14 protein-coding genes are annotated in these 13,945 nt (G+C 44.0%); 11 read left to right on the top strand and 3 right to left on the bottom strand.

The window, feature by feature from the left end:
• Positions 1 to 97: 97 nt before the first annotated feature.
• From BMX69_RS10930 to BMX69_RS10920, 3 genes are all read left to right on the top strand, one after another.
• Complete coding sequence (locus BMX69_RS10930) at positions 98 to 1,222, top strand: CdaR family transcriptional regulator (RefSeq protein WP_100042354.1); 1,125 nt, start codon at positions 98 to 100, stop codon at positions 1,220 to 1,222.
• Positions 1,223 to 1,343: 121 nt separating this feature from the next.
• Complete coding sequence (locus tag BMX69_RS10925; protein WP_054791704.1) at positions 1,344 to 2,735, top strand: GntP family permease; 1,392 nt, start codon at positions 1,344 to 1,346, stop codon at positions 2,733 to 2,735.
• A gap of 51 nt (positions 2,736 to 2,786) precedes the next feature.
• Entirely contained in the window at positions 2,787 to 3,944 is a 1,158-nt protein-coding gene (locus tag BMX69_RS10920; RefSeq protein WP_100042353.1) for a glycerate kinase family protein, read from the top strand.
• A 51-nt stretch (positions 3,945 to 3,995) separates the two neighbouring features.
• Here BMX69_RS10920 and BMX69_RS10915 read toward each other — a convergent pair whose 3' ends face one another.
• Together BMX69_RS10915 and BMX69_RS10910 are read right to left on the bottom strand one after the other, a co-directional pair.
• Positions 3,996 to 6,323 (bottom strand): methyl-accepting chemotaxis protein, encoded by a 2,328-nt coding sequence (locus tag BMX69_RS10915; protein ID WP_160117911.1) that lies wholly within the window; start codon positions 6,321 to 6,323, stop codon positions 3,996 to 3,998.
• 362 nt (positions 6,324 to 6,685) lie between these two features.
• Positions 6,686 to 7,681, bottom strand: a complete 996-nt coding sequence (locus BMX69_RS10910; RefSeq protein WP_054791701.1) for an SPL family radical SAM protein — start codon at positions 7,679 to 7,681, stop codon at positions 6,686 to 6,688.
• A gap of 159 nt (positions 7,682 to 7,840) precedes the next feature.
• On the opposite strand from BMX69_RS10910, the gene BMX69_RS10905 reads away from it, so the two are divergent.
• Positions 7,841 to 8,542 (top strand): ATP-binding protein, encoded by a 702-nt coding sequence (locus BMX69_RS10905; protein ID WP_054791700.1) that lies wholly within the window; start codon positions 7,841 to 7,843, stop codon positions 8,540 to 8,542.
• Between the two features lie 86 nt (positions 8,543 to 8,628).
• On the opposite strand, the gene BMX69_RS10900 is transcribed toward BMX69_RS10905, so the two are convergent.
• Positions 8,629 to 9,306 (bottom strand): Crp/Fnr family transcriptional regulator, encoded by a 678-nt coding sequence (locus BMX69_RS10900; protein ID WP_100042351.1) that lies wholly within the window; start codon positions 9,304 to 9,306, stop codon positions 8,629 to 8,631.
• 112 nt (positions 9,307 to 9,418) lie between these two features.
• Between BMX69_RS10900 and BMX69_RS10895 the strand changes: the two genes are divergently transcribed.
• The 7 genes from BMX69_RS10895 (at position 9,419) to BMX69_RS10865 (ending at position 13,942) form a co-directional block, all read left to right on the top strand.
• Entirely contained in the window at positions 9,419 to 9,754 is a 336-nt protein-coding gene (locus BMX69_RS10895; protein WP_025233759.1) for a cupin domain-containing protein, read from the top strand.
• Between the two features lie 44 nt (positions 9,755 to 9,798).
• Positions 9,799 to 11,391 carry a hydroxylamine reductase gene (gene hcp / locus BMX69_RS10890; RefSeq protein ID WP_174715215.1) on the top strand — a complete coding sequence of 531 codons (1,593 nt, stop codon included), beginning with the start codon at positions 9,799 to 9,801 and terminating at the stop codon, positions 11,389 to 11,391.
• Between the two features lie 33 nt (positions 11,392 to 11,424).
• Positions 11,425 to 11,607: a DUF1858 domain-containing protein gene (locus BMX69_RS10885; protein WP_025233757.1), complete on the top strand. Its 183-nt coding sequence runs from the start codon at positions 11,425 to 11,427 to the stop codon at positions 11,605 to 11,607.
• Between the two features lie 15 nt (positions 11,608 to 11,622).
• Positions 11,623 to 12,243: a hypothetical protein gene (locus BMX69_RS10880; protein WP_054791699.1), complete on the top strand. Its 621-nt coding sequence runs from the start codon at positions 11,623 to 11,625 to the stop codon at positions 12,241 to 12,243.
• On the top strand, positions 12,231 to 12,779 hold the full coding sequence (locus BMX69_RS10875; RefSeq protein WP_054791698.1) for a hemerythrin domain-containing protein: 549 nt from the start codon (positions 12,231 to 12,233) through the stop codon (positions 12,777 to 12,779). The genes BMX69_RS10880 and BMX69_RS10875 overlap by 13 nt, the downstream gene beginning before the upstream one ends.
• Positions 12,780 to 12,850: 71 nt before the next feature.
• Positions 12,851 to 13,099: a hypothetical protein gene (locus BMX69_RS10870; RefSeq protein WP_054791697.1), complete on the top strand. Its 249-nt coding sequence runs from the start codon at positions 12,851 to 12,853 to the stop codon at positions 13,097 to 13,099.
• A 204-nt stretch (positions 13,100 to 13,303) separates the two neighbouring features.
• Entirely contained in the window at positions 13,304 to 13,942 is a 639-nt protein-coding gene (locus BMX69_RS10865) for a helix-turn-helix domain-containing protein (RefSeq protein WP_054791696.1), read from the top strand.
• Positions 13,943 to 13,945 lie beyond the last annotated feature (3 nt).

Here is a 13,945-nt window from a genome sequence, read left to right as displayed (position 1 = left end):
TGAAGGAAAAAGCAAAGTATGGTAAGCTGTTTTCAATAATGATGAAGAGATATCCGGTGATTTCGTATGATAAAGTTCAAGCTTCGGGAGGATGCAGATGATAGAAACAGAATTGGCTAAGAAATTCATTGAACAGGTCACTCAATATACAGAATACAATATCAACATAATGAATGAGCAGGGGGTTATCATCGCCAGTCGGGATCCAAAGCGGGTGGGGGCATTTCATGAGGTGGCCTATTATATTGTAACAGGAAGCGAGGATATCGTGGTCACTTCCACAGAGGATGATTATCCTGGGGTAAAGCCTGGGATCAACATGGTCATTAACATTGACGGCAGACGGGAAGGAGTGGTAGGAATCACCGGTGATCCTGGGGAGATAAAGCCTGTCGCTCTGATCACCAAAATGGCCATCGAGGCCATGCTGAAATACGAGAAGCAGCAAGAGGAATTAAGGCGCAGGAGGAATCGGAAGGAGCATTTCACAAACCTTTTGATCCATGTGGAATATCCGGACCCGGGGGAACTTCGGAGCGTAGCAAAGAAGTTAAATTATTCGGAAAACATCGTACGAATCCCCATCCTGTGCAAGCTGGATGACACCAGGCCTGAGCCGTTTCTTAACATAATCAAGAACAGCCCCAGGCACGGAACGGAGGACATCAGCATTGTCCTGGACAACAGCCATATTCTCATATTTAAAACTATGCCGGAACAGTCTCGAAAATTATTTGCAGATTACAAATACATCATAGCAGAATATTTAAGCACTGCCTTAAAATGGCTTCGGGAACAGGAGAAGAGCTGTAAATTCTACATCGGTTCCTTTCAGGGAAGCTTTACCCAGTATTATAATGCCTATCGGCATTGCAAGTGGCTGGAAGAAAATGCGGATTCCGATTCTGCCGCTTTTTTTTATGACCATACAGGAAATTATGTGCGCTCTATTGTGCCGGTGAATGAGCTGCAATGGATGTTCAATGTTTATGAAAGAGAGCTGAGTGAAGGGTTTATAAAGACATTTATGGAAATTGCCGGAGCCCTTATAAAGACAAATTATAATCTGGTAACGGCATCAAAAGAACTTTTTGTGCATAAGAATACGCTTTTATACCGTTACAATAAGATAAAGGATACCTTAAATATCAATCCCATAGAATCTTCAGCAGACCGCTTTTTTCTGGAGGCTTTTTATAGTTTTTTAAGAAGAGAACACTAGTTTTGTATTGATGATACAAAAATCAGGGGTCATATTGATACTCATGACATTAGAAATTTCGGGGTCAATGATGTTATGATAACAGTAGAAACTGTTGTATTGTATAGAAGGGGGTTATTTTATGACAGGTTTACCACTGATTTTTATTTTCGTACTTGCAATTTTCATAATGATCATTGCAATCTCCAAGTTTAAGATTCACCCGTTTATCGCCATCATGAGCATCTCACTGCTCCTGGGACTTATTGCAGGGATTCCGCTGGTGGATAAGACATTGGAAGATGGGACCAAGGTAAGCGGCCTTGCAAATGTAATAGGGGCTGGATTCTCCGGTACATTCACAAGCATTGGTATAGTTATCATCCTTGGGGCCTTGATCGGAACCATATTGGAGAAAACAGGGGCGGCCCTTAAGCTGGCTGATATGGTAATCCGGCTTGTTGGGAAAAACAATCCGGTCCTTGCAATCGAGATGATGGGCTGGGTGGTATCCATCCCGGTATTCTGCGATTCCGGTTTCGTAATTTTAAACCCGATCCGGAAAGCCCTGGTAAACAGGACTGCCGCCTCCTCAGTCGCCATGACTGTAGGCCTTTCCTCTGGGCTCTATATTTCCCACGTTTTCATTCCGCCCACGCCAGGGCCTATTGCGGCTGCTTCTACCCTTGGCATTGGAGAAAACCTGCTTCTTGTTATGGGAATGGGCGCATTATGTTCCATCTTCCCGCTGATTGCCGGTTTCTTCTACGCAAAATACATCGGTGGAAAAGTACGGTCAGACGATGAAGCCGATATGGGTGAGATTGCAAAAACCTATGAGGAGCTGGTTGCCGAATACGGTAAACTTCCCGGCGGATTCAATGCCCTTGCTCCGATTATTCTTCCAATCCTTCTTATGGCTTTTTCCTCAATCGTGGCAATGGCCAATATGCAAGGCTTTGGGGCTGATGTACTTAAATTTTTAGGTACTCCCATCATAGCTCTGGCAGCAGGTACCGTATGCGGTGTCCTTCAGCTAAAGGGAGCCGGTAAAATGGAAGAATTTTATGAGATAACCAATGACACTTTAAAAACTGTGGGACCGATCCTGTTTGTAACGGCTGCCGGCGGCGTGCTGGGTAAGGTGATTTCTTCCACCGATATGGTGAACTATATCAAGGATCATGCTTCCGTACTCAGCACCATGGGTATTTTCTTCCCATTCCTTTTGGCAGCGATCTTAAAGAGTGCTCAAGGCTCCTCTACCGTGGCTATGACAACCACTGCAGGGATTGTGGCTCCGCTGCTTCCTATGCTGGGCCTTGGAAGCCCCGTACGTGTAACTCTTGCCTGTATGGCAATCGGCGCGGGAGCCATGACTGTTTCCCACGCAAACGATTCCTATTTCTGGGTGGTAACGAATTTTGGAGCCATGACTCCGGAAAAAGGATATAAGACTCAAACAGTCGCAACATTGATTCTGGGGATCGCAGGAATCCTGGAAATATTTATACTGACATTGATCCTGCATTAATTTAAGATGAAATGAGAATTAAAAACCACTGGTCTAAGGAGGACTTTGTATATGAAATTATTGTTTGCATCCGACTCGTTTAAGGGGACTCTTTCCAGTGAACAGACCATAGACCTGCTGAAAAAAGCTGCGGCGGAAGTGTTTGATCAGTGGGAAGGTATCGGAATCCCCGTGGCCGATGGAGGAGAGGGAACAACGGATGCGGTGATCGCAGCCATGCAGGGAGAAAGAATCCCCTTAACCGTCTGTGGGCCGCTTCTTGCTCCTGTAAACGCGTATTACGGAAAATTGGATGAGAAACGTGCCATACTTGAGATGGCGGCGGCTTCCGGGCTTCCCCTGATTCCAAGAGATTTAAGGGATCCAAGGAACACCACGACCTATGGGACCGGAGAGCTGATAAGAGATGCTTTGGACCGGGGCTTTACCGATATTTCCATAGCAATCGGCGGTTCAGCGACCAATGACGGCGGCATGGGCTGTATGAGGGCATTAGGAGTAAAATTCCTTGATTCGGAGGGAAGAGAGCTAGAAGGAACAGGAAGAGATCTGGAAAAAGTCGCTCATATCGATAGTTCCGGCCTCCATCCCCTGATTTCTAAAGTGAAAATGACAGCTATGTGCGACGTCAATAATCCCTTATGTGGGAAAGACGGAGCCACCTACACGTTTGGAAAGCAGAAGGGCGGTTCCCCTCAGGTTCTTGATGAACTGGAAAGAGGAATGCAGAACTACCGGGATGTGATGATACGGGAACTGGGGATTAATCCTGATCATATGCCAGGTTCCGGAGCCGCTGGGGGCCTTGGCGCGGCACTTCTGGTATTTCTCCAGGCGGAGTTAAAATCAGGAATTGAAACGGTTCTGGATTTGATTGATTTTGATTCCCGCCTGGAAGATGTGTCTATGGTTGTGACCGGAGAGGGGCGCACGGACTGGCAGTCCTGTTTTGGAAAGGTAATACAGGGCATTGGGATGAGGTGTAAAAGAAAAGGAATTCCGGCTGTTGCTCTGGTAGGAGCTATGGGAGAAGGTGCAGAAAAGATTTATGACTTTGGAATCTGCTCCATCATGACAACGGTCAATGGAGTCATGGAACTGGATAAGGCCTTGGAAGATGCCGAGGACTTATATTATCAGGGAGCTCTTCGGATGTTCCGTTTTATAAAAACTGGCATGAAAATGCAGAAAAAGGCTGCGGATATTTAAATCCGCAGCCTTTTTTCAGGCATTTGCCAGTAGAAAAGAATCCTGAAACTATTAATATTTATCATAAGTCTCTTCCGGGGCAGAATCCTCCCAAGAAGTAGAATCCTCCAAAGCAGTAGAACCCTCAAAAGCAGAAGAATCCTTCCAAGCAGCAGAATCCTCAAAAGCAGAAGAACCCTTCCAAGCAGCAGAATCCTTCCAGGTAGTGAAATCCCTCCAGGCAGCAGTTGGTTCACTGGTTGTGGAAGGTACTTTATCCATCAGTTGAAATTTTTCTACCAGGGATTTTAGATTATAGGCCTGGGCGGTCAGTTCTTCTGAAGTGGCTGCGCTTTCTTCCGATGTTGCGGAAGTGGTCTGTACAACGGCGGATATCTGGTCAATGCCGGTTGTAATCTGCAGCAAGGCGTCAGACTGGGCGGCGGATGCTTCCGCGATTTCTGCGACCCTGACGGAAGAAATATTGGATTTTTCAACTACAAGCCGCAGCGCTTCTGCAGTTTCATCTGCTATTTTAGTTCCGTTTCCAATGGCAGTAATAGCGTTTTCAATAAGAGCCGTGGTATTTTTAGCAGCTTCCGCAGACTTGCCGGCCAGATTACGGACTTCATCGGCTACCACCGCAAATCCCTTTCCGGCGGAACCGGCTCTTGCAGCTTCAACGGCTGCATTCAGTGCCAGGATATTGGTCTGGAAAGCGATATCGTCAATTGTTTTGATGATCTTACTTATTTCGCCGGAGGTACTTGCGATTTCATTCATTGCTGAAATCATATCCTTCATCTTCTGATCACTCGCCAGCATGCCTTCGCATGCTTCCAGGGAGAGGGTATTCGCCTCTAAGGCGTTGGACGCGTTTTCTTTTACCCGTTCTGAAACTTCGTTAATGGCTGCGGACAGCTCTTCGATGGAAGAGGCCTGTTCCGTGGCTCCCTGGCTGAGAGACTGGGAAGCATCAGATACCTGGGAGGCCCCGGTGGAAACCTGTTCGGAAGCCTGGTCGATCTCTAAAAGTGTATCGCTTAAAGTAATTCGGATGTTCCGCATTGCTTCCAGGATATACTGGTATGCGCCGGTGTATTTTTCCTCATGATTGGAAGTTGCCTTGAAGTTGCCGTTGCTCATTTCGCCCAGAACCTCATTGATATCCTGGATGATGAATTTTAAATTTTCCGCCATATCCATAAATGTTTTGGACAGTACACCTATTTCATCCATGGACTGAACCTCCAACTGGATATCCAAGTCACCGGAAGCGATGCTGGCTGCAGCGGCCATCACACCGTCAATAGGGCGAAGAGTCTTTTTTAAGAAAATGATGACAACCGCATTAATTATGATCAGTGCCAGGACTGCAAGAAGATTCATTACTTCAATGATCTTTACTACATCCTTTGTCAGATCTTTCTTTTCCAGACTACTGGCAGCCCACCAGGTCTGTGATCCGCTGGTAATCGGGTAATAATATCTGGATTCCATGGTTCCGTCGGATCTTTTGGTATCAATCTGGAATTCGGTTTTAGTCTGCTGCAGGGCTGTAATTTTAGCATAATCGGAAGGAGAAATCATCTCACTTAGGTTTCTGCCGATGTTATCGTTTGATTGGCTGTCATAGACAATCATGTTTTCTTCCGTGTAGATATCAACATACATCGTATGATATTTTGAATCTGAAGTTTTTATCTTAGAAAAGTTAGAAACGTTAATATCGGCCAGAATAACTCCGATGACGTCTTCCCCTTTCATAACAGGAAAAGCAATGGTACTCATCATAATTCCGTCGTAAAAATAAGGATCGGTGATATAAGTCGCCTTTGTTTCCTTGGCAACACGGTAATAATCCTTTGTGGAATAGTCGCTGTATGCTCCAAGAGACTGAGCGGTTTTATTTTCAGCCTCCTTCTTGTCTACATAGAGGGAGTAATCCTTGACCCCGGGATCAAATTCTAATGGCTCAAAAAATGCACCGATCCCATAAATATCAGGATTGGTGTCCACGGTTGACCAGGCAGAATTTAAGATATAATTCTCGATCGCATAATTAATTTCCTTAAGTCCAACATCATATACCCTGCTCTTGCGGACGGTGCTTTTCCAATCGCCGATAGCGTTCCGGTCGTTGTATGCACGGTATAAGTAATCCTGCAAATTTTTGGCGGTTCCAGAAGCATCGTCGATTATGGACTGTACCATGAGGCCATTCTGGGCGGATATTCCTGAAAATTCACCGTTGATTGCCTTTGAAACTGCTTTGCTTGCCTGCATTGCAGAGATCGTAATGAGCAAGATCAGGCTCGCTACCAGAATGATTCCCATAGCAATGGAAGTCTTTGCAGCAAGTTTCAAATCGCTGAACTTTAGCTTTTTCAATATCTTCATAATTGTATTACACTCCCTTTGATTTATTGATCGGTCCGCTTTGTGGAAAAAACGGAAAATTTTACCAGCTAATGAGTGAAAAAATATACTGCATGTTATGCAGTAAAATTTTATGGTCATATGCGGATAAAAGAAAAGATCCTCCTTTCGTATTTTAAGCATGCTTAGTAACCTTGTTATACTACCTATATAACAATTGTATATTCGACATAAAAGGATAAAAAATTAATAGTATATCTTGTTTTTTCAAAGAATGAAACAATAACTGCGATAATTCACAAGGATTATAGGAAGACCTTTGGCCGCCCATAACTTATGGAAGCGGCCATTTTAAGAGAGCTGGAAGTGCTCCGGGTATTTTTCTAAACTACATATAAGATTGTCATTCCTTTTAGCTTTTCTTCTATTTGCTGTCTTAAAAACTGTTCCCCGTCGATTCTTAAATCATCACGGTAGCAGTATTTTCCCTTTCCCCGCCCGGTCATGAGTTCCTTGTTATAAAGACGTTCTGCCTGAGGAAATGCCTCTGTGTTGATTGCGTTCTGAACATAGCTGTAGGTCATGAAAATAACTTCAATGGGTGCCTGTTCCCTTACTTTTTTGGATAGCCGGTCTGAGAGTGTATCAACCAGTTTAGAATACAGGTCTTTCCAGTCATCGGTCATAATAATGGGAGCAATCAAAAGTCCCACCCGGTATCCGGCGTCACACATGCTGTTTAAGGCGGTAATTCTGGCGTCTAAGCCGGAGGTGCCCGGTTCAAACCGGGTGATGATAGGCTGGGGGTTGACACTCATCCGCATGATGACACGGCCTCCGTGGCTGATGCCGAGAAGGGGTTCTACCTTATTGAATTTCGTTGGGAAGGTGAGAAATCCATAGTTGCTTTTACTGAAATTTTCAATTGTCCATGCCAGATTTCCGGTTATGGTATTTTCAAGAACAAGATCACTGTTGCTTCCTATCTCATAGGTATAATTTTTTTCAGAGCGGGCTCCGTGGTCCATAATTTTTTTCAGCATCTGCTCCCGGTTTACAAACAAACGTAAATAGGCGCATTTGTTGTAGTTGCATACCAGATAGCAGTAGTGGCACATGGCGGTGCAGCCGGAAGAGGTATAAGGAACAAGAAAGTCCGATACCTTGTGATTGGGAATGAAGTTGTGGGTTTTGCGGACCCCTATGATGAGATGGTGCTTCATGGCCGGAAAATCACTGTTTGGGCGGGTTCGCAGCTCGTCTATTTTATTGTGGCTTTTAATGGGAATCCATGGAATCATGCTGTATTTTTCCTTTAGACGCTGGCCCAGCTCATAGTCTAGGGATTCTGGTTCGTAATATATCTTATCTGGGAACATGGGATACCTCCGATAAGGAGTAGTATGTGTGAAAAGTTAAGCGGTAAACCTGTAAAACCGTATAATTTTTTCTCTAATTTTTGTTGTAATTACAACGGACAGAAGCCAAAGAGCATAGTATGATAGCTTCAGAAAGCAAATATGAGGAGGCTATAAGGAATGGTTCGTAGAATTATTCAGATTGATAAAGAAAAATGCAATGGCTGTGGTCTTTGCGCAGCAGCATGCCATGAGGGAGCCATTGGAATGGTAAATGGAAAAGCAGTGCTTATGCGGGATGACTACTGCGATGGATTAGGGGACTGCCTTCCGACATGTCCTACCGGAGCGATTACATTCGTAGAGCGGGAAGCAGCCGCTTATGATGAAGAGGCAGTGGAATTAAATAAGAAAAAGGCTGAAGCAAAAGGACACGCTTCCTTTAGCGGCTGCCCTGGAAGCCGGGCTATGCAGATTGAACGCACGGTAGAAACAAAGAAAACGGCTGAGGCTCCTATCCAGTCCCAGTTAAGACAGTGGCCGGTTCAGATCAAGCTGGTTTCTGTGAAAGCGCCTTATTTTGATCAGGCGGATCTATTGATCGCTGCGGACTGCAGCGCCTATGCTTATGGAGATTTTCATCAGAAATTTTTAAAGGGAAAGGTCGTTCTTGTGGGATGTCCGAAGCTGGACCAGGTGGATTACAGTGAGAAGCTGACGGAGATTATAAAGAACAACGCCATTCAAAGCATTACGATCGTCCGAATGGAGGTACCATGCTGCGGCGGTCTGGAACATGCGGCCTTAAGAGCCCTTGAGGACAGCGGCAAAGAAATTCCATGTGACGCAGTTACCATCTCTATTGATGGAAATATTTTATAAATTTAAAAGCGGAATCCGGGGATAATTGCACCGGATTCCGCTTTTTAAATAGTATTACAAGATAGGGTCCGTCAGGCAGGAAGAAGTTATCCTTCACGGAGATCTTCTTTTAACGTGAACCGGTTCTTTTTATAGGTTAAAATCCCTTCGTCCTGCAATTTGCTCATTTCATTGGACAGGGCACTGCGGTCAATTGACAGGTAATCCGCCAGCTGCTGCCTGTTAAATGGAATATCAAAAGTGGAGGAATTGTTTTTTAAGGATTCGGCGGAAAGGTAGGAGAGCAGTTTTTCCCTGATGGTCTTTTTGGACATATGCTGCATTTTTTTCGTGAGGATTAAATTCCGCCTGGCAATGGAAGATAAAAAATTTTGTAACAGGCGTGTGTGGAAGGTGCATGCGGAGGTGCAGACGTTCATTATCCTGTTAATATCCATAAACAGCACATCGCATTCGGAATCAGAGATAACACTCATTTCAATCGGTATGGAGGGGATGCAGGCATAGGTTTCCGCAAAAAGAGCGCCGGACATCGCCTCGGAAATAATGGTCCGTTTGCCCCAGAAATCCTCCTGTATGATGAGAGCAGTCCCGGTGAGCACCATTCCAACGGAACGGATGTAATCTCCGCTTCTTATAATAAATTCATCTTTTTTATAATGCTTAATCCGGGCCGACAGGCATTTTAGCATTGCGCTTATTTCCTCCGGCTGTACTCCGGAAAACAGGTTTGACTTTTTTAATATGGATAAGTATTCCTCCATTTGCCGCCTCCTTTTAAATTATTTTTATAATGTTGTAATTACAACAGAAATGATGAGATTATTATATTATAATCTGCTTATAAAAGCAATAGGAAAACAAGGAGGCAGTCAAATGACAGAGAAATTCATTAAAAATATAAAGCATGAAGAAATCGTAATGTTATCTGATCTGGTTCAGGCAAATGAAGGCCAGATTGTCAGCAAGACCCTTGCACAGAATGAAGCCCTTAGCATTACGTTATTTGCATTTGATAAAGGGGAAGAAATCAGTACCCACGAATCCAACGGGGATGCCATGGTGACTGTTTTGGAAGGAACCGGAAAATTTACGGTAGATGGTAAGGAATATCTGTTAAATGCAGGAGAGACCCTTATCATGCCTGCAAAAAAGCCTCATGCGGTTTATGCAGAGGAACGCTTTAAGATGGAATTGGTTGTAGTATTTTAACCAGTTGGAATAAAAAGAACAGAATAGAAAGGTTGGATATAGATATGGATCATAAAATGTTTTGCTTTCAGTGTGAGCAGACGGCAGGCTGCAGCGGATGTACGGGCAGCGCAGGAGTGTGCGGCAAATCCGCAAGCACCGCAAATTTACAGGATGAACTGACAGGCGCCCTGAGCGGGCTGGCAAAGGCATGCGGCAATAATTCCCCTTTGGAGACTACCACAAGAATCCTTATAGAAGGGCTGTTTACCACCATCACAAATGTAAATTTCAATGATGAAGTTTTAGCAGAGATGATTAAAAGGGTACGGGAAGAAAAAGAAAAGATCGTGCCGGATTGCAGCAAATGTACCTCTGTTTGCGGAAATACTTCCGATTATGATATGAAGAACATTTGGGAGGACCAGGAAGATATCCGTTCCTTAAAATCTTTGATTTTATTCGGACTTCGGGGCGTTGCAGCTTATGCCTATCATGCTATGGTTTTAGGATATGAAGATGAAGGAGTCAATCATTTCTTCTATAAGGCGTTGTCAGTTATTAGCTATGATCTGACCATGGAGCAGCTGCTTCCGGTGGTTCTTGAAGTGGGAGAGATCAATTTAAAATGCATGGAGCTGCTTGATAAAGCAAATACCACCGCATTTGGAACTCCGGAGCCAACCAAAGTGCCTCTTACCATTGAAAAAGGTCCGTTTATCGTAATCACCGGACATGATTTATATGATTTAAAACAGCTTCTTGAGCAGACAAAGGATAAGGGGATCAATATCTATACCCACGGAGAGATGCTTCCGGCCCATGGCTATCCGGAATTAAAGAAATATCCACATTTAAAGGGGAATTTCGGAACTGCATGGCAGAATCAGCAAAAAGAGTTTGATAACCTTCCTGCACCCATTCTCTTTACTACAAACTGCCTGATGCCAGTGAAAAAGAGCTATGCCGACCGTGTATTCACCACAGAAGTGGTTTCCTATCCGGAAATGGTCCACATAGGAGATGATAAAGACTTTGCTCCTGTCATTAAAAAGGCGCTGGAGCTTGGCGGATATGAAGAAGACCATGAAATGACAGGAATCAACGGCGGCAAAGAAGTCATGACAGGATTTTCCCATGGAACCGTATTGGGAGTTGCAGATCAGGTCATTGATGCAGTGAAGCAGGGAGCAATCAGCCACTTCTTCTTAGTAGGCGGCTGTGACGGTGCTAAGACAGGAAGAAATTATTATACCGATTTTGTAAAGCAGACGCCTGAGGATTCTATTATCTTAACCCTTGCCTGCGGAAAATACCGTTTTAACGACCTTGATCTTGGAACCATTGGAGGCCTTCCAAGAATCATGGATATGGGGCAGTGTAATGATGCATTCAGTGCCATCAAGGTAGCGGTTGCTCTGGCGGAAGCGTTTGGATGCGGGGTCAATGAACTTCCCTTGTCCATGATATTATCCTGGTATGAACAGAAGGCAGTGTGCATTCTTCTTACCTTGCTGCATCTTGGAATCAAGAATATCTACCTGGGGCCATCTTTACCTGCATTCTTATCACCTAATGTATTAAACTTCCTTGTTGAAAACTACGGAATATCACCGATCAGCACACCGGAAGAAGATTTAAAGAAAATTCTTGGATAATATAAACAATTAATAAATCAGGAGGATAATTATATGATAACGAAAGAAATGTATATTGGAGAAATATTAAGAAGCAATCCAAAGGCAGCGGAGATTTTAATGGGCTGCGGTATGCACTGTCTGGGATGTCCGTCATCCCAGATGGAATCCTTAGAAGATGCTTGTATGGTACACGGGCTTGATGCAGACACAGTGCTGGACAAGCTGAACCAATAAGAAAAGAGGTGTAACATGAGTGCCTTTTTAGGACCGATTCATACTTGGTTATACAACAAAATAAAATTTCAGGATGCAATGACTGACGCAATTTTGGACTGCGCAGAAGAAAATGGCTGCGGCAAAGAGCTTAGAGCCAGGACTGACAGCAGATACGGAGTGCTTGAGAAAGGAAATCTGGAGGATATGATCGATACAGGCAATATCCACGGCTGGCTGCAGGAAAAGGTGAGCCTGGTGGAAAACAGACTTGCTTATGTAGTCACCGAACTCATGGAACCAGATCAGGAAAGATTATCCCATATTGTTAATGCTGTCTTAGAATTTGGTAAAAGAAATTCTGCGGATAAAAATATCACTGTCCGCAAAGGCTATGATTATCTGGAAAGCACCTTGCTCAACGGCATGCCCTGTGACAGAGTGAACGAGTTAGTCCAGGAAACGGAAGACAACCTGGTATGGAGGCAGACCCAGGATATCCATGGCGCTTATTGGACAATGATCCATGGAGATGTAACACATTACGATACCTTAAGAGAATCTCTGATAAAAGGAATGTTTGAGGATTCCGAACTGGAATTTCATCAGATTGAGGATCAGGTATATGAATTGAGGAGACGCTTATGTACGGAATAGATATCTTAATGAAGGAGCATGAGAACATTCTGACTTTTACCGGCTTTCTAAGAAGCATCAGCGCCGATATTCTGGAGGGGAAGCCGGTGGATGCCCCCCTGCTGCGGGAATGCCTTGAATTTGCAAGAAATTACGCAGATAAGCATCATCACGGAAAGGAAGAAAAGATCCTGTTCCGGATCATGATGGAAAATATGGGACCTGTTGCGGAAAAGCTAATCAGGAATGGAATGCTTGTGGAACATGATCTGGGAAGACTTTACCTTTCTGAGCTGGAAAAAGCCATTGATGAATATGAGAAAAATCCGGGAACAGAATCAAAGCTAGATATTATCTCCAATGCAGTTGGCTATGGTGCCTTATTAAAGCGCCATATTGAAAAAGAAGATGAGGCCGCCTATGCATTTGCAGTACGTGCACTGGCAGAAGATAAGTTAAAAGCTGTGGATGACGAAACGGAATCATTTGAAAGACAGGCAAAGGATCAGGGCGTACAGGATAAGTACGAATCCTGGATCCGCGAAAAAACAAGGTAACAAGCACGGGACGGCCTGAAGGGGAAACAGGCCGTCCCGCCTGTTACAGGGAAGATACAAAAGAAAGGGGCATGGATCAGTATCTCTACCCGGCCTTCCTAAGATCCGGCGATTCAAAGCTGGTGAATCAGGCGGAGGAATATCAAAGGGAAATGGGGAACCTGCTTGCCATGTTTACAGAATTTAAAGATAAATATAACACGAAAATTAAAATCCTTTCAGAAAAGGAAAGCTTTTTCGGCGAAGCTGATAAAATCATGAGAAGCATTGATGTCAGGATGCAAAAAGAAGAAAGCGGTTTATACCGCCTGGTAAGATAAGAAGAAAAAATCCGGAGGCTGTACACGAATACTCAGTGTAACAGTCTCTTTTTTTGTTATAAAACCGTAAATTTGGGAAGGCTATGTCTAGATTCCTTCGTATAAAGAAAAGGTAAAGATTTGATAATATTCAGTATCATTTAATAAAAACGATTTACATTGTTATCATTTTTTTTTATACTTTTTTAGAAAGGTGTGGTAACAATGATAGGAAAACGTATCAGAACTCTTCGGGAAGAAAGGAACTTGAGCCAGGAAAAGCTGGCTGCAGAGCTCGGAGTGAGCCGGATGACGGTCAACAATTACGAGAATGAGAAGCGGGCACCGGATATTGATTTTGCCGGGCATATAGCTGATTATTTCGGAGTGACGGTTGGATATTTAATGGGAGCGACTGAGTATCGCTACAAGCAGGATGAAATCGTATCTCTTAAAAGAGCGGAAAAGCTGTTCCGAATTATGGAAAAGCTTCCCCAGCCGGAGATACAGGAGATGATCTCTTCTCTTATTGAGACCTTGGAAAAGTCCGTGGAGCTGGATATGACCGATGAAATTGTACATGTAGTAAATCTACTCTGTGTACAGGTTCGCAGGCTTTTATACAGCTATGAAAATTTAAAGGGCGATATTGCGGTTCCGGTTAAGAAACTTAAGGAGCTATCGGTTTCGGAAGAGAACATCAGACAGGTAGTTCATGATAAGCCAAGAACCGTTTATGATGCTGCATTCCAGTCGATCAAGCAGATCACGCAGGAAGTGGACTGCTGCGCGGAGACCATGGAGCGAAGACTGGAAAGGTTGATGGAAGAGAAACTTAAGGAACCAATGAATGAAGAATTTTAACTG

It is taken from the genome of Lacrimispora sphenoides JCM 1415 (genome assembly GCF_900105615.1).
Classification (GTDB): domain Bacteria; phylum Bacillota; class Clostridia; order Lachnospirales; family Lachnospiraceae; genus Lacrimispora; species Lacrimispora sphenoides.
Note: the sequence above shows the minus strand (reverse complement) of the source record. Positions and strands in the feature narration are given on the sequence as shown.

What these genes read in the sequence shown, in the direction of transcription:
- BMX69_RS10930 (WP_100042354.1), top strand. Translation starts at nt 98, where the DNA reads ATGATAGAAACAGAATTGGCTAAGAAATTCATTGAACAGGTCACTCAA.
- BMX69_RS10925 (WP_054791704.1), top strand. Translation starts at nt 1,344, where the DNA reads ATGACAGGTTTACCACTGATTTTTATTTTCGTACTTGCAATTTTCATA.
- BMX69_RS10920 (WP_100042353.1), top strand. Translation starts at nt 2,787, where the DNA reads ATGAAATTATTGTTTGCATCCGACTCGTTTAAGGGGACTCTTTCCAGT.
- BMX69_RS10915 (WP_160117911.1), bottom strand. Translation starts at nt 6,323, where the DNA reads ATGAAGATATTGAAAAAGCTAAAGTTCAGCGATTTGAAACTTGCTGCA.
- BMX69_RS10910 (WP_054791701.1), bottom strand. Translation starts at nt 7,681, where the DNA reads ATGTTCCCAGATAAGATATATTACGAACCAGAATCCCTAGACTATGAG.
- BMX69_RS10905 (WP_054791700.1), top strand. Translation starts at nt 7,841, where the DNA reads ATGGTTCGTAGAATTATTCAGATTGATAAAGAAAAATGCAATGGCTGT.
- BMX69_RS10900 (WP_100042351.1), bottom strand. Translation starts at nt 9,306, where the DNA reads ATGGAGGAATACTTATCCATATTAAAAAAGTCAAACCTGTTTTCCGGA.
- BMX69_RS10895 (WP_025233759.1), top strand. Translation starts at nt 9,419, where the DNA reads ATGACAGAGAAATTCATTAAAAATATAAAGCATGAAGAAATCGTAATG.
- hcp (WP_174715215.1), top strand. Translation starts at nt 9,799, where the DNA reads ATGGATCATAAAATGTTTTGCTTTCAGTGTGAGCAGACGGCAGGCTGC.
- BMX69_RS10885 (WP_025233757.1), top strand. Translation starts at nt 11,425, where the DNA reads ATGATAACGAAAGAAATGTATATTGGAGAAATATTAAGAAGCAATCCA.
- BMX69_RS10880 (WP_054791699.1), top strand. Translation starts at nt 11,623, where the DNA reads ATGAGTGCCTTTTTAGGACCGATTCATACTTGGTTATACAACAAAATA.
- BMX69_RS10875 (WP_054791698.1), top strand. Translation starts at nt 12,231, where the DNA reads ATGTACGGAATAGATATCTTAATGAAGGAGCATGAGAACATTCTGACT.
- BMX69_RS10870 (WP_054791697.1), top strand. Translation starts at nt 12,851, where the DNA reads ATGGATCAGTATCTCTACCCGGCCTTCCTAAGATCCGGCGATTCAAAG.
- BMX69_RS10865 (WP_054791696.1), top strand. Translation starts at nt 13,304, where the DNA reads ATGATAGGAAAACGTATCAGAACTCTTCGGGAAGAAAGGAACTTGAGC.